The sequence below is a fragment of the Streptomyces sp. cg40 genome (assembly GCF_050320165.1).
In the GTDB taxonomy this organism is placed as follows: Bacteria; Actinomycetota; Actinomycetes; order Streptomycetales; family Streptomycetaceae; genus Streptomyces; species Streptomyces hokutonensis.
Genome location: NZ_CP190128.1, coordinates 5,778,163 through 5,803,360 on the forward strand (window position 1 = coordinate 5,778,163; position 25,198 = coordinate 5,803,360).

25 protein-coding genes and 1 pseudogene are annotated in these 25,198 nt (G+C 72.3%); 14 read left to right on the plus strand and 12 right to left on the minus strand.

The features are described from left to right. The first annotated feature begins 113 nt into the window (after nucleotides 1-113). The 3 genes from ACQHII_RS25740 (at nucleotide 114) to ACQHII_RS25750 (ending at nucleotide 2,421) form a co-directional block, all read left to right on the plus strand. Nucleotides 114-635, plus strand: a complete 522-nt coding sequence (locus ACQHII_RS25740) for a SigE family RNA polymerase sigma factor (protein WP_427921531.1) — start codon at nucleotides 114-116, stop codon at nucleotides 633-635. Continuing rightward, nucleotides 625-1,359 (plus strand): hypothetical protein, encoded by a 735-nt coding sequence (locus tag ACQHII_RS25745; RefSeq protein WP_427921532.1) that lies wholly within the window; start codon nucleotides 625-627, stop codon nucleotides 1,357-1,359. Before ACQHII_RS25740 ends, ACQHII_RS25745 begins: the two co-directional genes overlap by 11 nt. A 540-nt stretch (nucleotides 1,360-1,899) precedes the next feature. Continuing rightward, complete coding sequence (locus tag ACQHII_RS25750) at nucleotides 1,900-2,421, plus strand: hypothetical protein (RefSeq protein ID WP_427921533.1); 522 nt, start codon at nucleotides 1,900-1,902, stop codon at nucleotides 2,419-2,421. On the opposite strand, the gene ACQHII_RS25755 is transcribed toward ACQHII_RS25750, so the two are convergent. The 5 genes and pseudogenes from ACQHII_RS25755 to ACQHII_RS25775 all read right to left on the minus strand — a co-directional run bounded on the left by ACQHII_RS25755 (nucleotide 2,409) and on the right by ACQHII_RS25775 (nucleotide 7,234). Next, the gene (locus tag ACQHII_RS25755; RefSeq protein WP_427921534.1) at nucleotides 2,409-3,386 is read right to left on the minus strand and encodes a TolB family protein; all 978 of its coding nucleotides are present in this window, start codon (nucleotides 3,384-3,386) and stop codon (nucleotides 2,409-2,411) included. The two genes, ACQHII_RS25750 and ACQHII_RS25755, sit on opposite strands and share 13 nt — an antisense overlap. Nucleotides 3,387-3,616: 230 nt before the next feature. Further along, nucleotides 3,617-4,573 (minus strand): NADP-dependent oxidoreductase, encoded by a 957-nt coding sequence (locus ACQHII_RS25760; RefSeq protein ID WP_427921535.1) that lies wholly within the window; start codon nucleotides 4,571-4,573, stop codon nucleotides 3,617-3,619. A 39-nt stretch (nucleotides 4,574-4,612) separates the two neighbouring features. Beyond that, nucleotides 4,613-5,392, minus strand: a complete 780-nt coding sequence (locus ACQHII_RS25765) for an SDR family NAD(P)-dependent oxidoreductase (protein ID WP_427921536.1) — start codon at nucleotides 5,390-5,392, stop codon at nucleotides 4,613-4,615. A 229-nt stretch (nucleotides 5,393-5,621) separates the two neighbouring features. Continuing rightward, nucleotides 5,622-6,536 (minus strand): annotated as a pseudogene (locus tag ACQHII_RS25770) (Rieske 2Fe-2S domain-containing protein); the annotation flags it as partial. Between the two features lie 104 nt (nucleotides 6,537-6,640). Next, complete coding sequence (locus tag ACQHII_RS25775) at nucleotides 6,641-7,234, minus strand: TetR family transcriptional regulator (RefSeq protein WP_427921537.1); 594 nt, start codon at nucleotides 7,232-7,234, stop codon at nucleotides 6,641-6,643. A 132-nt stretch (nucleotides 7,235-7,366) separates the two neighbouring features. On the opposite strand from ACQHII_RS25775, the gene ACQHII_RS25780 reads away from it, so the two are divergent. From ACQHII_RS25780 to ACQHII_RS25805, 6 genes are all read left to right on the plus strand, one after another. Further along, the gene (locus ACQHII_RS25780) at nucleotides 7,367-8,350 is read left to right on the plus strand and encodes an aldo/keto reductase (RefSeq protein WP_427921538.1); all 984 of its coding nucleotides are present in this window, start codon (nucleotides 7,367-7,369) and stop codon (nucleotides 8,348-8,350) included. A 67-nt stretch (nucleotides 8,351-8,417) separates the two neighbouring features. Further along, nucleotides 8,418-9,080: an MSMEG_1061 family FMN-dependent PPOX-type flavoprotein gene (locus ACQHII_RS25785; protein WP_427921539.1), complete on the plus strand. Its 663-nt coding sequence runs from the start codon at nucleotides 8,418-8,420 to the stop codon at nucleotides 9,078-9,080. 139 nt (nucleotides 9,081-9,219) lie between these two features. Further along, a complete protein-coding gene (locus ACQHII_RS25790; RefSeq protein ID WP_427921540.1) occupies nucleotides 9,220-10,140 on the plus strand; it encodes an ABC transporter ATP-binding protein in 921 nt (306 codons plus the stop codon). After that, a complete protein-coding gene (locus ACQHII_RS25795) occupies nucleotides 10,140-10,955 on the plus strand; it encodes an ABC transporter permease (protein ID WP_427921541.1) in 816 nt (271 codons plus the stop codon). The genes ACQHII_RS25790 and ACQHII_RS25795 overlap by 1 nt, the downstream gene beginning before the upstream one ends. 25 nt (nucleotides 10,956-10,980) lie before the next feature. Then, nucleotides 10,981-12,309: a sensor histidine kinase gene (locus tag ACQHII_RS25800; RefSeq protein WP_427921542.1), complete on the plus strand. Its 1,329-nt coding sequence runs from the start codon at nucleotides 10,981-10,983 to the stop codon at nucleotides 12,307-12,309. Beyond that, nucleotides 12,306-12,971: a response regulator gene (locus ACQHII_RS25805; protein ID WP_019070494.1), complete on the plus strand. Its 666-nt coding sequence runs from the start codon at nucleotides 12,306-12,308 to the stop codon at nucleotides 12,969-12,971. The genes ACQHII_RS25800 and ACQHII_RS25805 overlap by 4 nt, the downstream gene beginning before the upstream one ends. On the opposite strand, the gene ACQHII_RS25810 is transcribed toward ACQHII_RS25805, so the two are convergent. Continuing rightward, nucleotides 12,955-14,298 carry a sialidase family protein gene (locus tag ACQHII_RS25810; RefSeq protein ID WP_427921543.1) on the minus strand — a complete coding sequence of 448 codons (1,344 nt, stop codon included), beginning with the start codon at nucleotides 14,296-14,298 and terminating at the stop codon, nucleotides 12,955-12,957. The two genes, ACQHII_RS25805 and ACQHII_RS25810, sit on opposite strands and share 17 nt — an antisense overlap. Nucleotides 14,299-14,393: 95 nt before the next feature. Next, complete coding sequence (locus tag ACQHII_RS25815; protein ID WP_427921544.1) at nucleotides 14,394-15,299, minus strand: helix-turn-helix transcriptional regulator; 906 nt, start codon at nucleotides 15,297-15,299, stop codon at nucleotides 14,394-14,396. Between the two features lie 144 nt (nucleotides 15,300-15,443). Between ACQHII_RS25815 and ACQHII_RS25820 the strand changes: the two genes are divergently transcribed. Genes ACQHII_RS25820 through ACQHII_RS25830 form a run of 3 tightly spaced genes read left to right on the plus strand, consistent with a single transcriptional unit; the run spans nucleotide 15,444 to nucleotide 18,368 of the window. Beyond that, nucleotides 15,444-16,421: an aldo/keto reductase gene (locus ACQHII_RS25820; RefSeq protein ID WP_427921545.1), complete on the plus strand. Its 978-nt coding sequence runs from the start codon at nucleotides 15,444-15,446 to the stop codon at nucleotides 16,419-16,421. A gap of 25 nt (nucleotides 16,422-16,446) precedes the next feature. After that, nucleotides 16,447-17,478, plus strand: a complete 1,032-nt coding sequence (locus ACQHII_RS25825) for a zinc-binding dehydrogenase (RefSeq protein ID WP_427921546.1) — start codon at nucleotides 16,447-16,449, stop codon at nucleotides 17,476-17,478. A 38-nt stretch (nucleotides 17,479-17,516) separates the two neighbouring features. Beyond that, nucleotides 17,517-18,368, plus strand: coding sequence for an aldo/keto reductase (locus tag ACQHII_RS25830; protein WP_427921547.1), 852 nt, complete (start codon nucleotides 17,517-17,519; stop codon nucleotides 18,366-18,368). Nucleotides 18,369-18,376: 8 nt separating this feature from the next. Here ACQHII_RS25830 and ACQHII_RS25835 read toward each other — a convergent pair whose 3' ends face one another. Together ACQHII_RS25835 and ACQHII_RS25840 are read right to left on the minus strand one after the other, a co-directional pair. Next, a complete protein-coding gene (locus ACQHII_RS25835; RefSeq protein ID WP_427921548.1) occupies nucleotides 18,377-20,032 on the minus strand; it encodes a DUF4132 domain-containing protein in 1,656 nt (551 codons plus the stop codon). Nucleotides 20,033-20,332: 300 nt separating this feature from the next. Then, complete coding sequence (locus tag ACQHII_RS25840) at nucleotides 20,333-21,634, minus strand: HEAT repeat domain-containing protein (RefSeq protein ID WP_427921549.1); 1,302 nt, start codon at nucleotides 21,632-21,634, stop codon at nucleotides 20,333-20,335. A gap of 280 nt (nucleotides 21,635-21,914) precedes the next feature. Here ACQHII_RS25840 and ACQHII_RS25845 point away from each other — a divergent pair, with 280 nt between their 5' ends. Next, the gene (locus ACQHII_RS25845) at nucleotides 21,915-22,070 is read left to right on the plus strand and encodes a hypothetical protein (protein ID WP_427921550.1); all 156 of its coding nucleotides are present in this window, start codon (nucleotides 21,915-21,917) and stop codon (nucleotides 22,068-22,070) included. Here ACQHII_RS25845 and ACQHII_RS25850 read toward each other — a convergent pair. The 3 genes from ACQHII_RS25850 to ACQHII_RS25860 are packed head-to-tail and all read right to left on the minus strand — an operon-like array spanning nucleotide 22,060 to nucleotide 24,477. After that, nucleotides 22,060-22,710 carry a DsbA family oxidoreductase gene (locus ACQHII_RS25850; RefSeq protein WP_427921551.1) on the minus strand — a complete coding sequence of 217 codons (651 nt, stop codon included), beginning with the start codon at nucleotides 22,708-22,710 and terminating at the stop codon, nucleotides 22,060-22,062. The two genes, ACQHII_RS25845 and ACQHII_RS25850, sit on opposite strands and share 11 nt — an antisense overlap. Before the next feature lie 32 nt (nucleotides 22,711-22,742). Further along, nucleotides 22,743-23,681 (minus strand): cyclase family protein, encoded by a 939-nt coding sequence (locus tag ACQHII_RS25855; protein WP_427921552.1) that lies wholly within the window; start codon nucleotides 23,679-23,681, stop codon nucleotides 22,743-22,745. A gap of 58 nt (nucleotides 23,682-23,739) precedes the next feature. Further along, nucleotides 23,740-24,477: an SDR family NAD(P)-dependent oxidoreductase gene (locus ACQHII_RS25860; RefSeq protein WP_427921553.1), complete on the minus strand. Its 738-nt coding sequence runs from the start codon at nucleotides 24,475-24,477 to the stop codon at nucleotides 23,740-23,742. Nucleotides 24,478-24,595: 118 nt separating this feature from the next. On the opposite strand from ACQHII_RS25860, the gene ACQHII_RS25865 reads away from it, so the two are divergent. Beyond that, nucleotides 24,596-25,186: a TetR/AcrR family transcriptional regulator gene (locus ACQHII_RS25865; RefSeq protein WP_427921554.1), complete on the plus strand. Its 591-nt coding sequence runs from the start codon at nucleotides 24,596-24,598 to the stop codon at nucleotides 25,184-25,186. Nucleotides 25,187-25,198 lie beyond the last annotated feature (12 nt).

Genomic DNA, 25,198 nt, shown 5'->3' on the forward strand with positions numbered 1-25,198 from the left:
CCTCCGATACAACTGAGGGGGGGAGTGGATCCTGGGACGCGTGTTCGTCGTCTTTCCTGTACGCACGGTGCGGCGGTCGGGTTGCACGGGAATTCCGAGACTCCGGTGAGGTCATGACCGAGGACGAGTTCGACGCCTTCTACGCCGCCGCGTTCCCCCGGCTGACCGGCCAGCTCGCGGCGTTCACCGGGGATCGCGAGGAGGCGCAGGACGTGGTGCAGGAGGCGTTCGTACGGGCCTGGGACCGGCGCGGGGACTTCCTCGCGGACGAGGCGCCCGAGGCCTGGATACGCACGGTCGCCATGCGGCTGGCGGTCAGCCGCTGGCGCCGGGCCAGACGCTGGCTGGAGCTGGTGCGCCGCACCCCACCGCCCGTGTCCACGCCGGGGCCCGACCCCGATCACACGGCACTTGTCGCCGCGCTGCGCCAACTGCCCACGGCACAACGGATGGTGATCGTCCTGCACTATCTGTGTGATGTGAGCGTCGAGCAGATAGCCTCCGAGACGGGTGCGCCTGTGGGGACGGTCAAGGCCAGGTTGTACCGGGGACGGGCGGCGCTGGCGAAGCAGTTGACTCCTGACGAGGCGGACATGCCGGTTCGGAATCGGAAGGAGAGCGGCCGTGTCGGATGAACTCTCCAACGGATCCCACGGGTTCACGGACACCACTGACGAACTCTCGCTCGCGCTGCGCGAGTTCGCCGCGCGGCAGGAGGCCCGTCCGGTCCTCACCGGCGCCGAGGTCCGGGGCCGTGCGGTGCGGCGGGCGCGCCGCCGGACGGCCGGCACGCTGGGCGCGGGTGCGGTGGCCCTCGCGCTGTTGGGCTTCGCACTGACCCTGGACCTCACGGGCAAGCAGGACGACGGCCGTCGGCTCCCGGGTGCCGCCGCGCCCGCCGCCCCGTCGCAGTCGCAGGCACCGACCCCGTCGCCGTCCGCCGCCTCCGCCGCGGTGTCGGCCCCGGTCTCCGCGGTGCCCGCCACCGGCACACTGGAACTCACCAAGCGTGCCCTGTTCGTCGGGGGCCGGGCCATGCCGCTGACCTTGGACTCCTCCAACAGCCCCGCATTCGCCGGGCCGTTGACGGTGTACGGGAAGCACGACGCCAAGGTCCTGACCGTCACCGACTCGACCGCCGGAGTCGGCCTGTACACGGAGGTCACGCTCGCGGTCGAACTGCGTGACGCCGACAACAGGCCGGTCTACGTCGGCGTCACCCGCTCCTACAAGGCGAAGAGCCCCGGCACGCAGGGCACCGGCAGCACCGGCGCCTGGATCGGCCTGGACGGCGCCGACGCCAAGTGGTTCTACCAGGACGCGAAGATCGGCACCGTCATCTCGGTCACCGGCGACTGAGCGCGAAGTCCTCGGGAACGAAGACGATCTTGGGATGGTCTTCCAGGCGGCGGCCGTGGTCGGGAAGGTGAAGGAGTCGGCGGCGAAGGCCGCCTGCCCGTCCTTGCTCAGGTACAGATCGATGCCGATGGTGCCGTCGGCCTTGGTGTACGGCACCGGCACGCTGACCGGCTCGCCTCGCTGCCGGGGAACTTGGTGATGAGCTCCCCCTGCGTCTCGCCGACCTCGGGCACGAACGCGGCGACGTGGACCAATACCCCGCAGCGGGTTCGACCCGGAGATCGTGGTGTAGCCCTTGTGCTGGAGTTCCTTGATGGTGGCGTTCCAGCACGAGGAGTCGGCGTACCCGCCGTGCACACCACCGGCCAGCGCGCAAAATGGCCTGGTTTCCGGGGCGGTTGTGCACAGCACCGGACCCCTGAATCTCCCATCGGCCGTCGCGCCGCGCGCCCATGTGACCGATCATGAGGTGTGCGATTCGATTCCGTTCCCATGCCGGTGACCGTCGGGGCCAGGCCTCGTGACACACGGGGTTATCCCGTGCCCGCCATCACGCCCTGGGAGGGCGACGCGCCGCAGTTCGCGCTCACCGACTACGGGCGGAGTGCGGAGTGTGCTCGGCGGCGGCTGTGTTCCGTGTGCGGCACGCTCATGCCCAAGGGGGCGGTGTGGCGGGTGGTGGGCGGTGCCGAGAGTTCGGCGATTCGGGAGGCGCTCGACGCGGGGCGGCCGTACCGGAACATGGCGGCGACGCTGGAGGGGCCGGGGCACCGGGCGTGCATGCTCTACGCCTCGATGGTCTGCCCGTATCTGGCGCGTCCCAATGCGCGGCGGGGACTGACGGCGGAAGCCCCGGACGACATGACCGCTCATGTCGTCCGGGGCGCTGTGCGGGGGGACCTGGGTGCCGTGGTGGGGTTCGGTGACTACGAGTTCGCCGTCACCAGGAGCCAGGTCCTGTTCCGTTTTCTCGATGTGGTCGAGTATCTGCCGCACGACACGGCCGACCAGCATCTGGCGGAGTTGCGGGCCGAACTCGCCCGCGGTGGTCAGCCGCGGTAGGCGGGCAGGCCGGTGTGGGTGGAGACCTTGACGGGCCGGCCGAAGCCGTGGGCGGTCTTCGTGATGGTGTACGTGCCGGTCGGGGCGCGGAAGGCGATGGTCTTGCCGTTGGGGGACCAGGTCGGCTCGGTGTAGTCGGTGGTCGCGGTGGGGGTGACGTCCTTGACGGTGTTCGTGGAGGTGCCGAGGTCCTCGACGAAGAGGTGGTCGTGGCCGTGCACGGAACGGACGAAGACGATCTCCTCGTTGTCGGGGGAGAGCGCGGGCTCGGAACCCTTGGCCAGCGCGCCGCCCTGCTGGCGCAGGTAGTCGTCGCGGATGTAGACCTCGCCGGTGCGGGTGTTCTCGTAGACGGCCGAGCCGTACTTGCCGCCGACGTTCGGCCAGGTGTTGTCGGTCTGGGGGAGGGCGGCGTCCCCGGGCTCGCCGTTCAGGCTGATCCTGGCCGGCCTGCCGTGGTCGGCGGTGGCCTTGACGCCCTCCAGGACGGTGCTGCCGTGGATCTTCGCCGAGAAAACGATGTTGTTCTTCGCGGGGATCTGGTTCGTCCGGTCGGCGGCGGTCACCTGCCAGGTGGGATGGGACCAGGTCTGCCCGCCCGGGTTGGCGGCGACGGTGACGCGGTGGGTGCCGTCGGGGTTGGAGACGACGAGGTTGCCGTGCCCGTCGATGAAGGCGGCCTTGCTGCCGGCCGGGTTCCAGGCCAGGTCACGGACCGTGGTGCCGAAGTCGATCGACCTGCCGTTGACGATCACGTGGCGGGTGCCGTTGCTGAGGGTGAGTCCCCTGGGTACGGTGAGCGTGTGCGTGGAGGCGGCCGCGGCGACCATCGCGGCGCTGCCCTTTGCTCCGGCGGCGGACGGGGTGGCCGGCGCGGCGCAGGCCGTGCCGCACAGGGCGAGCAGGGCGGCGACACCTGCGGTGATGGCGGTGGCGCCGGCGCGCCGACGGTTACGAGCGGACATCGAGGTTCCCCCTGCTGATGTGAATGACGCTGACGCTGCGATGAGAGATTCGCGGGAACCGCCGGCCGTCCCCGGAACCTGAACCGGTCCGCTCGGCTTGCTGCCCTTCGCGACAAGAGGAAGTGTTCCCGCGGTGGGTGACGGGGCTGTGCGTCGGCTGTCACAGGTGTGCAATAGGGCGGTGAGTGGGGGATACGGGGACGGCGGCCCCGCCCGAGCCGGCCGGGCCCTCAGCCGCCCGCTCCCACCCGCAGCACGATCTTGCCCCGCCGGTGCTCCTTGGCGAGCGCCTCGTACGCGGCCCGCGTCTCGGCCAGTGGTACGACCCGGTCCACCGCCGGAGTGAGGCGGCCGTCGTCGATCAGCCCGGTGACGGCCTCCAGGCCGGCGCGGTCCGGTTCGACGACGAAGAAGACACCGCGTGCGGTGGCGTCGGTGCGCGCGCCGGGATCGGGTGGCTGCACGATGCTGACGAGGGTGCCGCCCGGGCGCAGTACGGCCCAGGAGCGGGACTGGGTCTCGCCGCCGACCGCGTCGAACACCACGTCCACATCGGCGACTTGGTCCTCGAAGCGCTCGGTGCGGTAGTCGACGACCCGCTCCGCGCCGAGCCCGGTGACGAACTCGCGGTCCTGCGGCAGCGCGGTGGTCGTCACCCGGGCGCCCAGGGCCGCGGCGATCTGGACCGCGAAGGAACCGACGCCCCCGGCCCCGCCCTGGACCAGCACCCGCTGCCCGGACGCCAGCGCCGCGTGCCCGACCAGTCCCTGCCAGGCGGTGAGCGCCGCGAGGGGTACGGCCGCCGCGCTGTCGTGGTCCAGCCGGGCGGGCTTGGCGGCGAGGACGGCCGCGGGGACGGTGACGTACTCGGCGGCGGCCCCGTCCCGGGTGAAGGGGATCAGGCCGTAGACCTCGTCGCCGACGGCGAAGTCCGTGACGCCTGCGCCGAGTTCGGCCACCACCCCGGAGACCTCGTGGGAGGGGATGACCGGTGTGCGGTCGTGCCCCGGCCCGTCGAGGCTGTCGGTCCAGGTGGCGTCCCAGTCCAGCTCGCCCGGGGTGATGGACGCGGCGCGCACCGCGACCAGGACCTCGCCGGCGGCCGGCTCGGGCCGCGGAGCCGACTCGTACTTCAACTGCTCGGGCCCGCCTCGCTGGTGGGCCCGTACGGCACGCATGGTGGTCATGGTTCGGTCACTCCTCTGGTCGGTCGGGTGCCGGGGTGTTCACCAGGTGGGGACGAAGCCCCCGTCCACGGTGATGTCCGCGCCGGTGACGTTCGCCGTGCGGTCCGCGGCCAGCAGCAGGACCACGTCGGCGATCTCGGCGGGCCGGGAGAAACGGCCGGTCACCGTGGTCCGCGCGGCGTTGTCGACGACGTCCTGGGGTTTCAGGCCGGTCGCCTCGGAGACCGTCGCGGCGACCCCGCCCTCCCCGAGCCAGAGATCGGTCTCGACCGGGCCCGGGCTGACGGTGTTGACCCGGATCCCCTTCGGGCCGACCTCCTTGGACAGGGCCTTGGAGAAGCCCGCGAGGGCCGCCTTCGAGGCGCTGTAGTCGATGACCGCCGGGTCGGGGAGCGCCGCGTTGACCGAGCAGATGCTCACGATCGAGCCCCGGCCCCGGGCGAGCATCACCGGCAGGGCGCTGCGGGTCGTACGGACGGCCGCCATCAGGTTGAGGTTCAGGGTGGCGAGCCACTCCTCGTCGGTGACCGCGAGGAATCCTCCGGTACGGGCCGGGGCCGAGCCCACGTTGTTGACGAGGATGTCGATCCGGTCGCCCGCCGCCTCGACGAGCCGCGCGGGTCCCGACGCCTCGCCCAGATCGACGGGTACGACCCGCACCTTGCCCGTCGCGGCCAGCTCCTCCAGGCCGGGCGAGGAGTTCCGGGCCCCGGCATGGACCGTGACGCCCTCCGTGACCAGCGCCCGTACGACCGCCAGTCCGATCCCCCTGCTGGCACCGGTGACCACGGCCACCTGTCCGTTCAGTCCGAGATCCATCGTGAGTTCTCCCGTCCTCGGCTACATTCCACACGCCGGTCGGCAAGGTCGCCTGTCGGCGTCGGGCACGGTCCCGACACGAGCATGCGCCCACCGCGCCGTGAACCGTGGCCCGTCGGCCGAACAGCCTCCCGACCGGTCGCTCGCCGTCGCCGGGCCGCTGCGGACAGAACTGCGCGTACCGGCGGCGCAGCGCCGTGATGCCCTGTTCGTGGGGGAGCAGGACCGGGTGCGGGCGGTGGATCTTGTGGTCCCGGATCCGGAGCTCCTCGCGCACCTCGCCGAGGGCCTGCGTCCGGAAGACGAGCTTGAGCACGGGCGTCAGGAACGGGAGCCGGGCCGGTTCGCGGACGTAGTACAGCATCCGCAGCTCGCTCGTGCGGTCGTCGACGGGGGTGGTGAGGGCGACGGCGGTCAGCGACAGGGCGGGGCCGTGGGTGCGGACCACCATGACGCCCGGCCCGTACATGGACGCGTCGAAGGTGTTGTCGATGTCCCGGCCGAGCACGCGCCGGGAGATCCGGCCGCGGGCCTCGGCGAAGGGGCCCTCGGACCGCCAGTCCTGGACGAGGGGTTCGCTCTGGCCGTGCAGGAAGTGGAAGTGGGACTCGTCGACGATGTTCTCGCGCATCTCCTGGACGTGGATGCGCGCGCGGCGGACGTCGTCGATCGGCCTGGCGTACCGCCCGGACACCGCCTCCGGTATCTCCGGCACCTCCCACGCCGGCTCGCCCGGCCCGACGTGGACGAGGACGAGCCCGCTGTGCTCACGGACCGGAAGGCCGCCGAGCGACACCTTCGGCGTCCGGCGCGCGAACGGCGCCGCCACGCACCGCCCGTCCGGCCCGAACCGCCGGCCGTGGAACGGGCATTCCACACTGGCGTCCACGACCTTGCCGCCCGCGCCGAGGTGCGCGCCGTAGTGCGGGCAGTGCGCGTCCCGTACGGCCGCCCGGCCGTCCGCTCCCCGGAACGCGACGAGCGCCCGCCCGAAGTAGTGCGGGCTGACGACCTCGCCCGGCCGGAGCTCGTCGCCGCGGAGCACTGCGTACCACCCGTACGGCACGGCCGGCATCGGGTAGTCGTCGGCCCGCGGGTCGCGCGGCAGGGCGGCGAGCTTGTCGTGGCGCCGACGCAGAGGCATGACCGGATGCCGGCGAGGGGCGGGTGGCTCCGGGGCGGGAGTCCGCACACTCGCTGTCGTCCAACTCCCTTGAACCGCTTGTGAGTCGGGGTCGACCGGTGCTCCTACGCGCCGTCCCCGCCGGCGGGGAACAGCCGCTGGATCGCCGCGACGACGGCGGCCCGCCGGGCGGCCGGGGAGGGATCGCGGACGTCGTCGCCGGCCGCCTCCACGAGGTCGAGCTGGCCGGACCAGGCCATGGCGATCTGGTTGACGAAGACGAGGATGTCGATGGGGTCCCAGACGGGGTCCAGGTGGCCGGCCTCCTGGGCCGCGCGGAGCTGCGCGACCTTGCGGCGGGTGGCGTCCCGGAAGACGTCGTCGCCGGCGCCGCCCGAGAGTTCCATCCGGCCCCAGGTCATGAGCCGGCCCCGGTCGGGGTGGCGCTGGAAGTAGTCGTGCACCCGGCCGGCGTACTCGGGCAGGTCGGTGGCGTCGAGGCGGGTCGCCTCGGACACCGCGGCCATCTCCTGGTCGGCGACGAAGGCGTAGAGGGCCTCCTTGCTGCGGAAGTACGCGTAGAGGCGCTCCGAGCTGGTCCTCGCGGCCTTCGCGATCCGCGTGATCCGCGCTCCGGCGATCCCATACCGGGCGAACTCGGCCCTGGCCGCCGCGACGATGCGGTCGCGGGTCGAGTCTGCGGCGGTCGTAGGGGCCATGCCCGCAAGATTACCCGGCCAAAAAGGTCTGTTTGGCGAAGGGCGTCCGAGGGGCGTACCGTCGGTTCCGTACAGCCAAAGCAAACATTTTGGTTTGACCGGAGCGGGACTTTCGACTTTGAGGAGCACGTCATGCAGCACCGGACACTCGGCAGCCAGGGCCTTGAGGTCTCGGCGATCGGCTACGGCGCGATGGGCCTGACGATGGCCTACGGCCCCGGCGACGAGCAGGAGGGCGTCGCCGCCATCCACCGCGCCCACGACCTGGGCGTCACCTTCTTCGACACCGCCGAGCTCTACGGCTGGGGCACCGGATCCAACGAGATCCTGCTCGGCAAGGCGGTCAGGGACTACCGCGACGACGTGGTCCTGGCCACCAAGTTCGGCTTCGACCTGTCCGACCTGTCCAAGGGGTTCGGCCTGAACAGCCGCCCCGACAACATCCGCAAGGTCGCCGAGGACAGCCTGCGCCACCTCGGCACCGACCGCATCGACGTCCTCTACCAGCACCGCGTCGACCCCGACGTGCCCATCGAGGACGTGGCCGGCACCGTCAAGGAACTCATCGACGCCGGCAAGGTGAAGTACTTCGGCCTGAGCGAGGCCGGCCCGGAGACGATCCGCCGCGCCCACGCCGTACAGCCGGTGTCCGTCCTCCAGACCGAGTACAGCCTCTTCGAACGGGACGTGGAGCAGCTCTTCCCCGTCCTGGACGAACTCGGCATCGGCTTCGTCGCCTACTCCCCGCTCGGCCGCGGCTTCATCACCGGCACCGCCAAGCCCGCCGGCGCATACGACGCAAGCGACATGCGCAACTCGGACCCGCGCTGGGCACCGGGCAACTTCGAGAAGAACGTGGAGGCCGTCGACAGGCTCACCGGCCTGGCCGTGGCCAAGGGCATCACCGTCTCCCAGCTCGCCCTTGCCTGGCTGCTCACCCGCGGCGAGACCATCGTGCCCATCCCCGGCACCCGCAGCCCGCAGCGCATCGAGGAGAACACCGGCGCCGCCGACATCACCCTGACCGCCGCCGACCTCGCCGCCATCGACGAGATCCTGCCTCACGGCGGCTTCGGCGCCCGCTACAGCGAGGGCCACGTGCCGACCTGGATCTGACTCCGCCCCCTGGGCCGGCGCCGCATCTCCCCCGGTACCGCGACGTCGGCCCTTTAGGGTCGTAGACATGACGACGACGACTCCTGCCGGCACCGCCTTCGACTCGCTCCGTCTCGACGCCCTGTCCGACCAGGACGCGCTGCGCCAGGTCTACGACCTCCCCGGCGAAGCCGCCGTACGCAAGCAGATGACCGAACTCACCGAGCAGACACGGCGGTTGATCGGCTGCTCCTCGCTGGTCCTGGTCGCCAGCGCGGACGCCGAGGGCCACTGCGACGTCTCCCCGCGCGGCGGCCCCGCGGGGTTCGTCGCCGTCCTGGACGACCGCACGGTGGCGATACCGGACGCCACCGGCAACAAGCGCCTGGACACCCTCAAGAACGTCATCGCCACCGGACGGGCCGGGCTCCTGTTCGTCATCCCCGGTCGCACCACCACCCTGCGGGTGAACGGCCGGGCCTGCGTCTCCACCCGCCCGGACCTGCTGTCCCAGCTGACCGCCGTGGGCAAGCCGCCGGCCAGCGCGCTGGTCGTGGGCATCGAGGAGGTCTACCCGCACTGCCCCAAGTCCCTGCTCCGCAGCGGGGCCTGGAAGCCGGAGCAGTGGCTCCCGGCCGACGCCCAGCCGACGTCGGCCGAGGTGACACTGGCCCAGCTGCGGATGCCGGACCTCACGATCGACGACATCAGGCAGACCGAGGCGGACTCGCTGAAGTACCGGTACGAGTAGCGGGGCCCGGTGTACCGCGGTACCAGTGACCAGCGGTCATTGTCCCCTCCGGGCCCACGGCCCGCGCCGCACCCGCTCCTAGCCTCGAAACCAGTGACCCGGACGGATGCCGGGCCAGAGGCGAGCGGGGAGCACCACCGTGATCGAAGTTCATGAACTGACCAAGCGGTACGGGGACAGGACGGCGGTGGACGGGCTGAGTTTCACCGCGCCGCCGGGGCAGGTGACCGGATTCCTGGGACCGAACGGGGCCGGCAAGTCCACCACCATGCGGATGATCGTGGGCCTGGACGCGCCGACCAGCGGCACGGCCCTGGTCAACGGCAGGCCCTACGCCCAACACCGCGCGCCCCTCCAGGAGTTGGGGGTGCTGCTGGAGGCGAGGGCGGTCCATCCGGGGCGCTCCGCGTTCAACCACCTGATGGCGTTGGCGTACACCCATGGTGTGCCGAGGCGGCGGGTGGAGGAGGTCATCGACCTGGCGGGTCTGCACGCCGTGGCGCACCAGCGGGTCGGGGCGTTCTCGCTGGGGATGGGGCAGCGGCTGGGCATCGCCGCCGCGCTGCTGGGTGACCCGGCGGTCGTGATGCTGGACGAGCCGGTCAACGGGCTCGATCCCGAAGGCGTGCGCTGGGTACGGGAGTTGCTGCGCGGGCTGGCCGCCGAGGGGCGCACGGTGATGCTGTCCTCGCACCTGATGAGCGAGATGGCGCAGACCGCCGACCGGCTGGTGGTCGTGGGGCGGGGGCGGCTGCTGGCCGAGACGACCGTCGACGCGCTGGTGGAGCGGTCGGCGGACAAGGGGGTGCGGGTGGCCACCGGCGAGCCCGCGCGACTGCGCTCGCTGCTGGCGGGACCCGGCGTCACCGTCACCTCGACCGGCGCCGAACGGCTCGTCGTCTCCGGCCTCGACACCCGGCGGATCGGGGAGGTGGCCGCCGAGCACCGGGTGCCGCTCTACGAACTGGCCGCCGAATCGGTCTCGTTGGAGGAGGCCTTCATGAACCTGACCCAGGACGCCGTGGAGTACCAGAGCCTCGACGCCGGGAGGGCCGCCTGATGAGCACGGACACAAGCACCGTCACCCCGCTCGTCCACCGGGTCACCGGCCGACGCGTCGTCCGCTCCGAGTGGTCCAAGTTCTGGTCGCTGCGCTCCAGTTGGATCACGCTGGGCGTGGCCGTGCTGTTCCTCGTGGTCATCGGGTCGATCGCCGCCGCCCTCTACAGTCCGGACGGCCCGCTCGGCGGCAAGGACGCCGGCTCCGGCGCGGCACTGACCCTGGCCCTGGCCGGCACCAACCTCGCGGCCCTGGCCGTCGGCGCCCTGGGCGTCCTGCTGTCGGCGGGCGAGTACAGCACGGGGATGGTCCGCTCGACCTTCGCCGCCGTGCCCGGCCGACTGCCCGTGCTGTGGGCGAAGTGCGCGGTCTACGGCCCGATCGCCTTCGTCGCGGCCACCCTCGGCGCGCTGGTCTCGTTCCTGGTCGGGAGCGCCGCCCTGCACGGCGAGCCGATCGCGCTGTCCCTCGGGGACGCCGGGGTCCTCCGGTGCCTGCTGGGCGCGGGACTGTACCTGGGCCTGGTCGGTGTGTACGGCGTGACGGTCGGCCTGCTCGTGCGCAGCACCGCGGGCGGCATCGCGATCCTGGCCGGCGTCGTGCTCGTCCTGCCCGGCCTGACCGGGCTGCTGCCCAGTTCGCTCGGCGACACCGTCGGCCGCTGTCTGCCCAGCAACGCGGGCCAGTCGGTGATGACCCTGCACGCGACCGGCGACTCCCTCGTCAGCCCCGGAGCGGGCGTGACGGCGCTGCTGGTGTGGGCCGTACTGCTGCTGGCCGCCGCCGCCCGCCGGCTGCGCCGCAGTGACGTCTGAGAGGCCGTCCGCGAGGATGGAGCCGATGGACGACAGGACGAGGGCGCGCTCGGCCCGGGCGGAGCCGACCGCGCTCCCGCCCGGGCCGGACGCCGTCTGGGCGCACCCCGTGACGCGGGCGTTGCTGCGGATCCTGAGCCGCCTCCGGGCGGCCGACCGGCGGCGCCCCCGGCTCCTCGACACCGCCGTGGTGGTCCTGGTCGCCGCCGCCGCGCCACCGGACCTGCTGGCGCACGGCCCGGGGGATCCGGTGTCCCGTCCGGTGGGGGCCGGCCTGCCCGTCGGTGTGGTGCTGGGGATCGCGGCCGTGCTGGTCGTCCCGCTGTGGTGGCGCCGCCGCCGTCCCGCCGTCGTCTACGGCTGCTGCCTTATCGTGTGTCCGGTCATGTGGTCGCTGGGGCTGGGGCCCGCCGCCGCCCTCGTCCTGCTGATCGCCCTGTTCGACCTCGCCCTGCACGCCTCGCCGCGGGCGATCTGCTGGGCGCTGCCGGTGACCGTGGCGGGGTGGGTGGTGCTCGTGGTCGCCGTGATTCCGACGGACAGTCCGGTGGCCTTCCTGGTCCTGTCCGTCGGTACCGGCGTCGGGTCCGTCGCCCTGGGCCTGACCGTCCGTATCAGCCGGCTGTACCTGGCCGCGCTGCGGGACCGGGCCGCGCGGCTGGAGGTCGAACGGGACCAGCGGGTCCGGCTGACCGCGGCGGCGGAGCGCTCGCGGATCGCCCGCGAGATGCACGACATCGTCGGCCACAACCTGTCGGTCATGGTCAATCTCGCCGACGGCGCCGCCGTACTCACCACCCGCGACCCCGGCCGCACCGAGCAGGCGCTCCATCTCATCGGCGACACCGGCCGGCAGGCGATGGACGAACTCCGGCGCGTACTGGGGGTGTTGGGCGAATCCCCGGAGCGGCAGGACACCGCACGGTCCCCGCAGCCGGGCGTCCGCGACCTGGACACCCTGCTCGACCGGGTTCGCGCGGCCGGACTGCCGGTGGCGTACCGCACCGTCGGCCCGGTCGACGCCCTGGGCCGCGGCGTGCAGCTCACCGTCTTCCGCGTGGTGCAGGAAGCCCTCACCAACACCCTCAAACACGCCGGCCCCGGCGCCACGGCCGAGGTCACGGTCGCCGTCGAGGGCGGCGGGCTCCGCGTGCGGGTCACCGACACCGGTCCGTCGTCACGGAGACCGGCGCCCCGCCGGGACGGCGGCCACGGCCTGGTCGGCATCCGCCAGCGGGCCGCGCTCTACGACGGCACCGCGACCGTCGGACCACGCGCCGACGGCCGGGGCTGGATCGTCGACGTCCTGCTCGATCCGTCCGCCCAGGCCACCTCCGGAGAGACCGCGCCATGACCACGATCCTGATCGCCGACGACCAGCCGCTGCCCCGCATGGGCTTTCGGATGCTGCTCGACGGCTCCCCCGGCGTGAGCGTCGTGGGCGAGGCGGACAACGGCGCCCAGGCCGTCCGCATGGCGGCCGAACTGAGCCCCGACGTCGTCCTGATGGACGTACGGATGCCCGGCCTCGACGGCATCGAGGCCACCCGCCGCATCGTGGCGGCGGGCGGCCGTACCCGTGTACTCATCCTGACCACGTTCGACCTCGACGAGTACGCCTACGCCGGACTGCGCGCCGGAGCGAGTGGCTTCCTGCTCAAGGACGTCCGGCCGGCGGAACTCCTCGCCGGCATCGAGGCGGTGGCGACCGGCGACGCCGTCGTGTCCCCCCGGCTGACCCGCCGCCTGCTCGACGCCCACGCCCACGACGTCCTCGCGCCCGACGCCGGGCCGCGCACGGACCCGCGGCTCGCGACGCTCACCGAACGCGAGCACGAAGTGTTGGTGGCCATCGGCACGGGCTGGACGAACGCCGAGATCGCCGAACACTTCGTGCTGACCGAGTCCACGGTGAAGAAGCACGTCGGCCGGGTCCTGGCCAAGCTCGGCGCCCGTGACCGTATCCAGGCGGTGATCGTCGCCTACGACGCGGGGCTGGTCACTCCCCGGCAGTGACCGCCCGCTTGTACAGCCTCAGCGGCACCCGGCTGATGACCGAGTCGAGGGAGGAGTCGTTCCGCCCGTCGGCCCAGGTGACGTAGGCGTACTTGTCGGTGAGCGTGATGCCCGACCAGCGGTCACCGGGCGGGCCCGTCTCGCCGACCGGCTCGGTGACGTGGTTGACCTGGACCGGGGCGCTGAAGGAGCGTCCGTGGTCGAAGGAGACGGCCGAGAACGCGTCGCCGGTCGTGGTCCGCCACATGACACCCAGGTCACCGTCGGGGCCGAAGTCGATCGCCGGCCGCAGGGCGCCCGTCGCGGCGATGGTCGCCGGGCCGGTCCAGGTCCTGCCGGCGTCCGGGGTGACGTAGACGTCGAGGGTGTTCGAGTCCCGGGGGACCATGACGGCGAACCGGCCGCGGTGGGAGGTGTCGGCCGCCACCCACGGGACGGGGTCGGCCGCCGCGCCCAGGGCCGGAACCGGTACCAGGGAGCCGGTGCCCGCCGCGACCGGGCTGCCCTGGCCGTCCTTGAGGGTGGTGTTCGTCCACGTCCTGCCGTCGTCGCGGCTGACGTGGAAGTTCACCGGCTGCCCGGCCTCCTGCGAGGCGGAGACGAGGATGCCGCCGTAGACGGCGATCTCCCGTCCCGGGTAGCCGCACACGAGCGGGATGCCCGGTGCCACCTCGATGCAGGGCATCGGCCCCGGGATCACCCGCGAGTCGCTGCTGAAGGTCCTGCCGCCGTCCGCGCTGACCGAGACCGCGCTCGGGTACTCCCAGGCCGCCCCGGCGACCGCGTAGACCTTGCCGGTCGCCGCGTCCACCCGCATCTTCGGGGCCCCGCCGAGGAGCAGCGGTGTGGACACCGGGTCGGTCCACGTCCGGCCGCCGTCCGTGGACCTGGCGACCTGGTTGTGGTTGACGAGGTTCGCGGCCAGCCCCGAGCTGACCTGGTTGTTGTCGACGTACACGGTGCCCTTCGCGTCGAACTGCACGCTCGGCTCACCGCACTTGGGCGCCGCGGTGCCCAGCGGCCACGCCACCCGGGTCCAGGTGTCGCCCCGGTCGTTCGAGTAGGCGAGGAAGCAGCCGCCGTCGACCGGCTCCAGGCCCGGTGACGGCGGGAAGATCGTCGAGACGAAGACGAGGTTCTTCGGATTCCTCGGGTTGACGGCGACCGTCGGCTGGCCCTCCTTGGTGGCCGGCAGGCCGGTGACGTCGACTTCGTGGACGGCCGCGTCGTTCGCCGAAGCGACCGCGGCGGGTGATCCGCACGTCAGGAACAGAGCGGCAAATGCCGCCGCGCTCAAGGCAGTTGAGGACTTTCTCATCAGCACCATGCGAGCAGGCTAGGAAGACCCGCTGCCGGTGGCCTGGGACCACGGGAGACAGTTGGCCCGGCGGACTGGTACCGCGGTACGCCCCGCCGCCCGGCCTACGGCCGCCGGGCCGGCCGCGGTGCCGTCATGTCACTCATGTCCCCCATGTCGACCCTGTCGAGCAGCAGCATCGCGTCGTGGTCCGGGCTGCCGGGCTCGGCGGTGTAGACGCCGATGCGCTGGCCGGGGGTGCCCTCGATGTGCAGGGACTGGGAGGTGAGGGTGAGCGTGCCGACCTGGGGGTGGTGGAAGGTCTTCTGGGCGGCTTTGCGGCCGGTGACCTCGTAACGCTCCCAGAGTCCCGCGAAGTCGGGGCTCTTCAGAAGGAGTTCGCCGACGAGGTTGGTGAGGTCGGGTGCGTCGGGGGCGGTGCCGGCGATGGCGCGCAGGCGGGCGACACACGTGGTGATCTGCCGGTCCCAGTCCTGGCGGAAGAGCTCGCGGGCCGCCGGGTGCAGGAAGAAGTAGCGGGCCAGGTTGCGCTGCTTGACCGGCCAGTCGTCCAGGCCCGCGTAGAGGGCGAGGCCGCCGGGGTTCCAGGCCAGCAGGTCCAGGCTGCGGCTGATGACGTACGCCGGGTTCGGGCGGAGGGACTCCAGCAGCAGCTTGAGGTGGGGGCGGACCGTGCGGCTGGGCGCGGGCGGCGGTTCGGGGGCGTAGCGGGCGGCCCGGGCGGCGAGTTCGCGCAGATGCTGGTGCTGCTGGTCGTCCATGTGCAGGGCGCGGGCGAGCGAGTCGAGGACGGCGGGGCTGGGGCGGGTCTCCTTGCCGCGCTCCAGCCGCACGTAGTAGTCGATGCTGATGCCGGCGAGCGTGGCCAGCTCCTCGCGGCGCAGCCCCGGGGTACGGCGGATGCCCGCGCCGACGGTGAGGCCGACGTGGTCGGGGCGGGTCTGGGTGCGGCGGGCGCGCAGAAAGCGGCCCAGCTCGGCGCCCTCGCTGTGCGCGCTCTCGGTTGCCATGCCTCCAGTCTCGCCCGCTCCCCACCCGTCGCGCAGGCGGGTGGGGGGCCCTGTCGTTACCCCTGAAGAGCCCGCCCTGCCACTCCCTCGCGATCCGGGCGAAGGTGAAGGGGCAACACGCCGCGACGGACCGGAGAGGGCGACATGCGCTACATCAAACTGCGTGACCTGGAGGTTTCCCGGATCGGCCTCGGCGCCATGGGCATGTCCCACGGCTACACCGGCTCCGGCACCGACGACGCCGAGTCGATCAGGACCGTGCACCGGGCACTGGAACTGGGCGTCACGCTCATCGACACCGCCGAGATCTACGGCCCCTACACCAACGAGGAGCTGATCGGCCGGGCCCTGAAGGGCCGTAGGGACAAGGTCGTACTGGCCACGAAGTTCGGCCTGGTCTCGCACGCCGGTGCGGGCGCCTGGAACCAGGACTCGAGCCGCGCCAACATCCGCACCGCCGTCGAGGGCTCCCTCAAGCGGCTGGGCACCGACCACATCGACCTGTACTACCAGCACCGCGTCGACCCGAACACGCCCATCGAGGAGACCGCGGGCGCGGTGGGCGAGCTGATCGCCGAGGGCAAGGTGCGCGCCTTCGGCCTCTCGGAGGCGGGCCCCGACACGATCCGGCGCGCGCACGCCGTCCAGCCGGTGACCGCGGTGCAGTCGGAGTACTCCCTGTGGACCCGCGGGATCCAGGACCGCGTCCTGCCCGTCCTGCGGGAGCTGAACATCGGCCTGGTGCCGTTCTCCCCGCTGGGCCGCGGCTTCCTCACGGGCACCATCCGCTCCACCGACCAGTTCGACGCCTCCGACTTCCGGCGTGACAACCCGCGCTTCACCGGCGAGAACTTCGACCGCAACCTCGCGCTCGCCGACGAGGTCAAGGCCCTCGCCACCGAGGTCGGCGTCACCCCCGCCCAGATCGCGCTGGCCTGGCTGCTCGCTCAGGGCGACGACATCGCCCCCATCCCCGGCACCAAGCGGGTCGGCCGCGTCGAGGAGAACACCGCCGCCGACGCCGTCACCCTCACCCGCGAACAGCTCGACCAGCTCAGCAGCCTGCCGCCCGCCGCGGGCGACACCCACACCGAGGCCCAGGCACGGATGCTCGAACGCTGATCGTCAGCCCCTACTTGGAGTGACCATGCGCGCAGCAGTGATGTACGGAGCCGGAGACGTCCGCGTCGAGAACCGCCCCGACCCGAAGATCGTCCGGCCCACCGACGCGGTGGTCCGGGTCGTCGCCGCGTGCGTGTGCGGCAGCGACCTGTGGCCGTACGGGGCGATGCCCGCCACCGACACCGGACGCCCCATGGGCCACGAGTTCCTCGGAGTCGTGGAGGAGACCGGCGCGGACGTGACGGGCCTGCACGCCGGTGACCTGGTCGTCGCCCCCTTCACCTACAGCGACAACACCTGCGACTACTGCGCCAGGGGCCTGCACATCTCCTGCCGCAACGGCGGTCGCTACGGCTTCGACGGCGTCGACGGCGGCCAGGGCGAGGCAGTCCGCGTCCCGTACGCCGACGGCACCCTGGTCAAACTGCCGGTGGCCGCCGACTCCGCCCTCCTCCCGTCCCTGCTGGCCCTCTCGGACGTCATGACCACCGGGCACCACGGCGCGGTCACCGCCGGCGTCGGCCGCGGCGACACGGTGCTCGTCGTCGGCGACGGCGCGGTCGGGCTGTGCGCGGTGATCGCCGCGCGGCGGCTGGGCGCCGAACGGATCGTGCTCGCGGGCCGCCACGAGACACGCACCGGCCTGGGCCGCGAGTTCGGGGCCACCGACGTCGTCGCCGAGCGGGCCGAGGAGGGCATCGCCCGCGTCCGCGAGCTCACCGGCGGCGGCGCGGACAAGGTGATCGAGGCCGTCGGCACCCGGCAGAGCCTGGACACCGCGCTCGGCGCGGTCCGCGACGGCGGCACCATCAGCCGGCTCGGCTTCCCGCAGTACGAGGAGGGCCCGATCGGCCCGGCCGTCTTCAGGCGCAACATCACGCTGACCGGCGGTGTCAGCCCCGCCCGCGCCTACATCGAGGAACTGCTGCCCGAGGTCCTGGACGGCACCATCACCCCGGGCCGCGTCTTCGACCGGACCTTCGCCCTGGCCCAAACCCCGGACGCGTACCGGGCGATGGCCGACCGCGAGGTCCTGAAGGCCCTTGTCACCCCCTGAATCCCCCCTGAACCCCCCATCCGGCCAAGGAAACCCCCATGCACCACGTGACCCTGAACAACGGCGTCGAGATGCCGCTCCTCGGCTTCGGCGTCTACCAGATCCCCGCCGAGGACACCGAACGCGCCGTCTCCGACGCCCTCGCCGCCGGCTACCGCCTCCTCGACACGGCTGCCGCCTACGGCAACGAAGAGGCCGTGGGCAGAGCGATCAAGTCCGCGGGCCTCCCGCGCGAGGACCTCTTCGTCACCACCAAACTGTGGATCCAGGACGCCCCCGCCGAGGACAACACCCGCCGCGCCTTCGAGGCCTCCCTCGACAAGCTGGGCCTCGACCACCTCGACCTCTACCTGATGCACCAGCCCTTCGGCGACGTCTACGCCCAGTGGCGCGCCATGGAGACCCTCCACCGCGAGGGCCTGGCCAGGGCGATCGGCGTCGCCAACTTCTACCCCGACCGGCTCCTCGACCTCATCACCAACAACGAGACCGTGCCCGCCGTCAACCAGATCGAGACCCACCCGTTCTTCCAACGCGCCGACTACCAGGCCCTGATGACCGAACACGGCGTACGGACCCAGTCCTGGGGCGGCTTCGCCGAAGGCCGCAACGGCCTGTTCACCAACCCCCTGCTGACCGAGATCGGCGCGGCACACGGCAAGTCGGTCGCACAGGTCGTGCTCCGCTGGCTCACCCAGCGCGGAGTCGTCGCCATCCCCAAGTCCGTACGGCCCGAACGCATGGCGGAGAACATCGACATCTGCGACTTCGAGCTCACCGACGACCAGTTGGCGCGGATCGCGACCCTGGACACCGGCAACTCGCTCTTCTTCGACCACCACGACCCGGAGATCGTCACCTGGCTGGCGGGGCGCCGCCTCGACGCGTGACCGCGGCGTCAGGGCGATCGCGGCGGCCTGGCGTCCCTCACCGCGCGGCGGGACGCGTCCCGTCGTCGTACGGGCACCTGGCGGACGGGCTGTCTCGGGTCGCCGCGTTCCAGACGGGTCACCCAGGCGCGGACCTGCGCGCGGTCGGCGTGGACGGGGTTCCAGAGACGTACCGTGTCGGCGGCCGTGACCTTGTGCTTACGGCCCCGGACGTCCCGCAGCAGCCACCGGCCGTCGGGGTCGCGCACGGGCAGCCCCGTGAAGGTGCCGTCGGCGGTGTCCGCCTCCCAGACCAGGGCCTGGGCGAGGGGCCCGGCGACATCGTGGTCGAGCCAGCGGGTGCCGAACTCCGCACCGGTCAGCTCGGTGCCGGTGGCGAGGAGTTCGGCGAGGGCGCCCCGCTCGCGATCGGCCTGCGCGGCGAGACGCGGGAGCCGTAGCCGCAGAGCGGTCAGCTCCAGGACGTACGTCCCGTTGAGGTGACGCATCCCGTACGCCGTCACCGCCTCTCCCCGGTAGGTGCGGATGTCCACGCCGACGGAGCCGTCCGGGTGCACGGCCAGGTAGCCCGTGTGGTGGCCGAGGGTCAGCCGGCGGTTCCCTGCCGACAGGAAGTCGTCGGCGATCGCGTCCAGCGCGGCGCGCGCCGCGGCGGCCGCTTCGGGCGGCAGCCCCGACAGGGCGCGGCGGTGCCGGCCCAGCCCCGGCATGCCGGCCGCGGCACTCAGCGCGGTGACACCCGCCCGCGCGGGCAGGATCTCCCGCTCCGGAAGGCCCGGCCGCCGCCGGTCGGGACGGCGGCCCAGCACCTGCGCGGCCACCAGCCCGATGAGGGCCGGGTCCCCGGTGAGGCAGGCCGCCCAGGAGGCTCCGGCCAGGAGCTTCGCCCGGTCGAGGACGAACGTCTGCCTGCTGGGCTCCGATTCGGTCGTACGGTCGTCGGGACGGCTCGTGTCCATGCGCAGCAGGCCGCTCACGACCTCGGGGGCGACCGTGAGCATCTCCAGCCGCTCACGGACCTGCCCGAGCCAGGACTGGGCCGGACGGTAACCGTCGATGGTGAGGAGCACTGAGAGCAGGTCCAGCACCCCGGGTTCGAAGACCAGCGTGCCCAGCGCGGCCAACGCCCGGTTGCCGCAGGGGTCCCCGTCGGGAAGGACCCGCGGCAGCCGCCCGAGCACCTCGCGGTCGTACGGCAGGTCCAGCAGCGCGGCGGCCTCCTCCACGGAGAGATGCCACTGACACTGCTCGAAGCGGCCCGAGCCGCGGTGATCACGGGCGCCCAGCACGACGGCCCGCAACCAGGGCCGGTAGCGGGCCCGCTCGGACACCGCCTGCTCCCGTACGGCGGCGAGCGGCAGCCCGAGACACCGGCACACGTCGCGGAAGCCGTAGGGGCTGTGATCGGGGTCGCGGTCGGGCAGTCGATCGATCTCCGGCACGGCGAGAGCGAGCAGTTCCCCGGCCTCCTCGGGCGACCAGCCGCACGGGTGCCGCGTCAGCGCGGCCTCCATGCAGATGTCGCCCCCGGTGCCGCGCGGGTTGCTCAGCAGCGCCAGCGCCAGCCGCCGGCGGTCCCCGGGTTCGAGCGAGTCGACGAGCCGATGACTGTGGCTCCATCGGGAGGGGTCGGCCGGTGCCAGGACGATGCCGCGCCGGATCATTTCGTCCGCCGTCGGTTCCCGCCCGAGGTCACGGTGACGGGCCCGGGCCGCGGCCCTCCTGAGCGCTGCGGCCAGCGGCGGCACCACGGCATCGCGCCGGGCCCGGTGGGGAAACGTCCGGTCTCCCGTCCACCACGGCCACATCGGCCCCACCTCCGGGGGTGCCATTCCCGCCCGGCACCGAAAGTATCCTCGCCGGCCGTCTGTTCCGGTGGTCAACTTCCTTGTGCGGCGGGCTGGTTGATGTGCCGCCCGGGAGTGCGGGTTCGTACCGCTGCCGACCGTGAGAGCAGTCGTGGTTCAGATGCGGTAGGCGCCCGCCGGTACGCCGTGGGCGACGCCGTACGGAGTCAGGGCGACGACGCCGGTGCCGCGTGACGGTGTGTCTGCGGTGAGGTCGAGCGGGTTTGCGGCGCCGAGGGAGCGGGCGATGTCCGGGGCGAGGTCGTGCGCGGTCCACCGCCACTCGTCCTCGTCGTCCTCGCTCTCCTGCGCGGCGTCCCAGTCGGGGCGCAGACCCAGTTCCGTACGGCGTGCTCGTTCGTAGGGCAGCGGCTCGCCGAGGGTCAGCAACTCGTCCTCCGCCTCGCCGGTTTCGCCGTACCGCCGGATCACCGTGCCGTGCTCGGCGACGAGCCAGGCGGAGCCGTCGCCGCGACCGCCGTAGTAGTACGCCTGGGCCCGGCCGTAGCGGGAACTGAGCTCGGTGCACAGGCGCAGTACGTCCTCGCGGCGCTCCTGGCCGTGCGGGTCGCACCAGGCACCGAGGACGAGGGTCCAGCCGTCGAGTTCGGGGGTGACGAAGACCCTTTCGTAGCCGGTGTGTTCGTCCGCCTCGCAGCCGTGGCCGTCGGCGTCGACGATGTCGTTGCCGAGTGCGAAGGTCACGGGTCGTGGGTCGGTCAGGCCGAGGGTGCGCATGATCCCGGCCTGGTCCCCGCCGGGGACGGCCATCCAGTGGTTCCAGCAGGCCCACAGCGGTTCGGGACGATCGTCCGGGAGCTTGATGCGGATGAGTCGCTCGATCGCGGCGGTGTCGGCGGGAGACAGAGCCGGTTCGCCACCGAGCCCGGCGAGGACGGTCAACGCCCGCGCCCGCTGCCGGCCCGGCCCCCTTTCCCGGACGCGCCGGAGCAGCGGAATCACGTGCTCGCCGGTACGGCTCAGGGTGTCCTGGGCCTGCCGGGCGACCTCCTGGTCCGGGTCGCCGAGCAGTGGCACCAGGGCGGCGGCGGACCGGCCGGCCTCGCCGCAGTGCTCGATGCCACGGACGGCCAGACGGCGCACGAGCGGCACGGGGTGGGCGAGTGCCGCGGTGTAACGGTCGAGAACGGCTACGCCGAGCTGGGAGAACGCGAAGCCGACCCGCTTGCGGGACTCCCCGGTGGACGCGGAGCCGAGCCCCCGGAGCAGACCGTCGAACCCCGCGTCCCCGATCCGCCCGAGTACGGAGGCGACCGGCAGCCAGTCCAACGGGGACTCCGCGTCCATCACCTCCCGCACCAACTGCTCCACCCCGCCGGCGCCGAGCGCGACCAACGCGTCTGACGCTGCCTCGTACCGGTCCGGCCTGCCGAGGTCCCGTATCAGGTCGGCGTTCACCACGTGCCCCTCCAGCAGGGTCGACCAGGCTTCCGAGCGTCATGATTCCGCAGGGGTCTGACATCGCCCGAGCGGTCCCGCTCCTCGTACGTCCCTCGGGCAGGCCGTTCGTCCAAGAGCGCCGTCCCATGATGCGGTCGTGGTGTGCCACCTACCGGACTGGACAACAAAGAACCCCGGGGCATCGACCTGGGGGGCGTGTGGCCGCACCGTTGTCGACCATGGTTTACCGGTCTTGAGGGCACGGGAAGTGAGGGCCGGCCGCAAGGGTGCCGGTGCGATGGTGCACTCGTTCTTGGTCCTCGGCGGGCGGGCCCTCCTGGTCGGACCCGACGGACGCGCAGACACCGGTCGCGGCATCGCACCGGCCGCCGTCCGGGCCGGTCTCGACGAGCAGCGGCGACAGCGGCACGGCAGGAGAGACGTCAGCCATTGATCTGCTTCCATGCCCGGGCGACGGCGTCGGTGTACTGGCGGAGGCCGGCCGCACCGGGAACGGCGAAGCGGTCGCCGAGGACGGTGAAGGGGACTCCGCGGGCGCCCAGGGCCACCGCGGCGGCGTGGTCGGCCCGTACGGCGTCGCGGTAGCGGTCGGTGGCGAGCACGTCGCGGATCTCGGCGGCGGGGACGCCCAGCCTCCCGCCGAGGCGGACGAGCGTGTCGTGCCCGAACGCGTCGGGGTTTCCGCCGAACAGTTCGGCCTGCATCGCCGCCATGTACCGCGCGCCGACACCGTGTTCGTTTCCGAGGTGGACCAGGCGCAGCATGTCGAGGGTGTTGCGCACCGGCCGGTCGAGGACGTACGGCAGACCGTCCGCGGCGGCCTGCCCGGCGACGTCCTTCTCCATCGCACGCGCCTGGTCGGGAGTGACCCCGAACTTCTTCACCCGGTACTCCGGGATCCAGGTGACCTGGGCCGGGACGTTCGGGTCGAGCTGCCACGTGTGCATCCTGACCTCGATGCGGTCCGCGTACGGGGACCGCGCGACCGCGGTGCTCAGCCGGTGCTCGCCGACGTAGCACCAGGGGCAGAGCACATCCGCCCACACGTCGATCACCAGTTGGGGGGATGCCATCCCGGACACCGCCTTTCTTCGCACGGACGGGGCTACTTGAGCGCCATCGGGGTGACAGGCGAGCCGACCGAGCCGGTGATCTTGAGGCCGGGGGCGCACAGCAGGAACTCCCAGACGCCGTCCTGGGCGCAGTCGGCGGCGAGCGCCTCGAAGTCCCACATCTCGCCGAGGGTGAGGCCCATGTCCCGGATCGCGACCTGGTGGAACGGGGCGTAGGTGCCTTCGACCGGGGACGGGTAGACCTCGACGGCCCAGTTGTCGACGGCTACGGCGGCGACCTCGACGTCGTAGAGCCAGCGCAGGGTGTCCAGGCCGAGGCCGGCCTCGTTCTCGCCCATGTAATGGTCGCGGTCGCCCTCGGCGAACCACCGGTGCCATCCGGTGCGGACGCAGAGGATGTCCCCGGACTCCACGTGCACGCCCTGGCGTTCCTCGGCCGCCGAGAGGTCGGCGGCAGTGATCTCGTAGGAGTCCGCGAGCCGGTCGACGCCCTTGAGCGCGGCGATGTCCAGGAGCACCCCGCGCGAGATCGGGCGTCCGGCCACCTTGTCGAAGGAGTCCCTGGAGGCGCCCGTGAAGTTGTTCACCGCGGCGGCCGGCACGTTGTTGTAGAAGTGCCCGCCGTATCCCATGTGGGCGAGGCCGTCCCACTGGGTGGCCGCCTGAAGGCTCATGACCACCAGGTCGTCGGTGCCGAACATGCCGTCGGGGGCGCCGGCGCTGTCCGAGGGCAGCAGGGTCATCAGGTGCTGGGGGTTGTCCCGGAAGGTGTTCGGCGTGGCGGGGCCCTCCTTGCCGAAGGACATGCCCAGGTCGAAGGTCTTTCCGGACCTGACCAGTTGGGCCGCGGCGACGAGTTTGGCGGGCGTGACGAAGTTCAGCGTGCCGATCTCGTCGTCGGCGCCCCACCGTCCCCAGTTGCTCAGCTCCTTGCCGAGGGCGTGGTGCGGCCAGGTCGTGGTGTCGCTCATGTGGTTCTCCTGAAGGTGTGTTCGGGCCGGGGTGCTGGGTGGAGGTGCTGGGTGGGGGTCAGAGCTGGGTGTGGCCGCCGTCGACGACGAGGTCGGAGCCGGTGGTGTAGCGGTTGTCGTCGGCGGCGAGGAACAGCACGGCCGCGGCGATCTCCTCGGGCCGACCCAGCCGGTGCAGGGGGACCATGGCGGCGAGGGCGGCGCGCAGGGCGTCCGGGTCGTCCTGGGTGTCGATGACGGGCGTGTCGACGGGCCCCGGGCTGACCGTGTTCACCCGGATCCCGCGGTCCCTCAACTCACTCGCCCAGGTACGGGCGAAGGAGCGGACGGCGGCCTTGGTGGCGCTGTAGACGGTGCGCTCGGCCGCGCCGTTCAGATGCCCGGCGGACGCCATCAGGACGATCGAGGCGTTGTCGTTGAGCAGCGGCAGCGCCTTCTGCACGGTGAAGAACGTGCCCCGGGCGTTGACGGAGAAGAGCCGGTCGAAGTGCTCGGGGGTGGCCTCGGCCAGGGTGGCCTGCTCGCCGTGACCGGCATTGGCGACGACGACGTCGACGCCTCCCCGCTCCTCCTCGACCTGCCGCCAGAGCCGGTCGAGATCCTCCAGGCGGGATATGTCGACCTGTACGGCGGTGACGTCGCCGCCGATCCCGGCCCGGGCCTCGACCAGTTCCTCCGCGTCCAGGCCCGTGATGTACACGTCCGCGCCCTCGGCGACGAACGTTCTCGCGGTCGCGAGACCGATGCCGCTGCTTCCGCCGGTGATGACCGCGGTCTTGCCGTCCAGCTTGCCCATGAGGGCACCCGACCTTCCGTGTAGCGATCGCTAAAGTGGTGGAGGGCTACACTGTAACGACCACTAAAGGAATCGTGCAACGGGCACCCGTAGCGGAGCCGGACAAGGGAGGGGAACCATGCCCAGGGGAGGCAAGCGCGCCTTCGACGAGGAGGTCGCACTGGACACGGCCCTGGAGCTCTTCTGGCGCCAGGGCTACGAGGCCACCTCGATCGCCGACCTGACCCAGGCGATGGACATCCGGCCGCCGAGCCTCTACGCGGCCTTCGGCAACAAGCGGCAGCTCTTCGAGAAGGTCCTGGACCGCTATGCCCGGGCGCGCTCGCCGCTCTCGCGCGAGGCACTGGCGCAGCCCACGGCGCACGAGGTGGCGCTACGGCTGCTGACCGGCCTGGTCGAGGCGTACACCACACCGGGCAAGCCCCGCGGCTGTCTGACCGTGCAGGCGGGATTCGCCTCCGGCGAAGACGGTCACGCGATCGTGGAACTGCTGGCAGCCGCCCGGAACGACTACCGGCAAGCAGTCCAGGACCGCTTCGAGCGGGCCGTATCGGAAGGGGACCTGCCCGCCGACACCGACTGCAAGGCCCTGGCGCGCTTCCTCATGGCCACGGCCGAGGGCTTCGCCGTCAACGCCGCCGCGGGTGCGCCCCGCGACGAACTGCTGGCCGCCGCCGTCCTCGCCGTACGCGTGGTGCCTGTCGGCTGACACGTGACCGGG

What these genes read in the sequence shown, in the direction of transcription:
- ACQHII_RS25865 (WP_427921554.1), top strand. Translation starts at nt 24,596, where the DNA reads ATGCCCAGGGGAGGCAAGCGCGCCTTCGACGAGGAGGTCGCACTGGAC.
- ACQHII_RS25860 (WP_427921553.1), bottom strand. Translation starts at nt 24,477, where the DNA reads ATGGGCAAGCTGGACGGCAAGACCGCGGTCATCACCGGCGGAAGCAGC.
- ACQHII_RS25855 (WP_427921552.1), bottom strand. Translation starts at nt 23,681, where the DNA reads ATGAGCGACACCACGACCTGGCCGCACCACGCCCTCGGCAAGGAGCTG.
- ACQHII_RS25775 (WP_427921537.1), bottom strand. Translation starts at nt 7,234, where the DNA reads ATGGCCCCTACGACCGCCGCAGACTCGACCCGCGACCGCATCGTCGCG.
- ACQHII_RS25760 (WP_427921535.1), bottom strand. Translation starts at nt 4,573, where the DNA reads ATGACCACCATGCGTGCCGTACGGGCCCACCAGCGAGGCGGGCCCGAG.
- ACQHII_RS25795 (WP_427921541.1), top strand. Translation starts at nt 10,140, where the DNA reads ATGAGCACGGACACAAGCACCGTCACCCCGCTCGTCCACCGGGTCACC.
- ACQHII_RS25815 (WP_427921544.1), bottom strand. Translation starts at nt 15,299, where the DNA reads ATGGCAACCGAGAGCGCGCACAGCGAGGGCGCCGAGCTGGGCCGCTTT.
- ACQHII_RS25755 (WP_427921534.1), bottom strand. Translation starts at nt 3,386, where the DNA reads ATGTCCGCTCGTAACCGTCGGCGCGCCGGCGCCACCGCCATCACCGCA.
- ACQHII_RS25810 (WP_427921543.1), bottom strand. Translation starts at nt 14,298, where the DNA reads ATGGTGCTGATGAGAAAGTCCTCAACTGCCTTGAGCGCGGCGGCATTT.
- ACQHII_RS25740 (WP_427921531.1), top strand. Translation starts at nt 114, where the DNA reads ATGACCGAGGACGAGTTCGACGCCTTCTACGCCGCCGCGTTCCCCCGG.
- ACQHII_RS25820 (WP_427921545.1), top strand. Translation starts at nt 15,444, where the DNA reads ATGCGCTACATCAAACTGCGTGACCTGGAGGTTTCCCGGATCGGCCTC.
- ACQHII_RS25825 (WP_427921546.1), top strand. Translation starts at nt 16,447, where the DNA reads ATGCGCGCAGCAGTGATGTACGGAGCCGGAGACGTCCGCGTCGAGAAC.
- ACQHII_RS25800 (WP_427921542.1), top strand. Translation starts at nt 10,981, where the DNA reads ATGGACGACAGGACGAGGGCGCGCTCGGCCCGGGCGGAGCCGACCGCG.
- ACQHII_RS25765 (WP_427921536.1), bottom strand. Translation starts at nt 5,392, where the DNA reads ATGGATCTCGGACTGAACGGACAGGTGGCCGTGGTCACCGGTGCCAGC.
- ACQHII_RS25845 (WP_427921550.1), top strand. Translation starts at nt 21,915, where the DNA reads ATGGTGCACTCGTTCTTGGTCCTCGGCGGGCGGGCCCTCCTGGTCGGA.
- ACQHII_RS25830 (WP_427921547.1), top strand. Translation starts at nt 17,517, where the DNA reads ATGCACCACGTGACCCTGAACAACGGCGTCGAGATGCCGCTCCTCGGC.
- ACQHII_RS25785 (WP_427921539.1), top strand. Translation starts at nt 8,418, where the DNA reads ATGACGACGACGACTCCTGCCGGCACCGCCTTCGACTCGCTCCGTCTC.
- ACQHII_RS25805 (WP_019070494.1), top strand. Translation starts at nt 12,306, where the DNA reads ATGACCACGATCCTGATCGCCGACGACCAGCCGCTGCCCCGCATGGGC.
- ACQHII_RS25850 (WP_427921551.1), bottom strand. Translation starts at nt 22,710, where the DNA reads ATGGCATCCCCCCAACTGGTGATCGACGTGTGGGCGGATGTGCTCTGC.
- ACQHII_RS25780 (WP_427921538.1), top strand. Translation starts at nt 7,367, where the DNA reads ATGCAGCACCGGACACTCGGCAGCCAGGGCCTTGAGGTCTCGGCGATC.
- ACQHII_RS25835 (WP_427921548.1), bottom strand. Translation starts at nt 20,032, where the DNA reads ATGATCCGGCGCGGCATCGTCCTGGCACCGGCCGACCCCTCCCGATGG.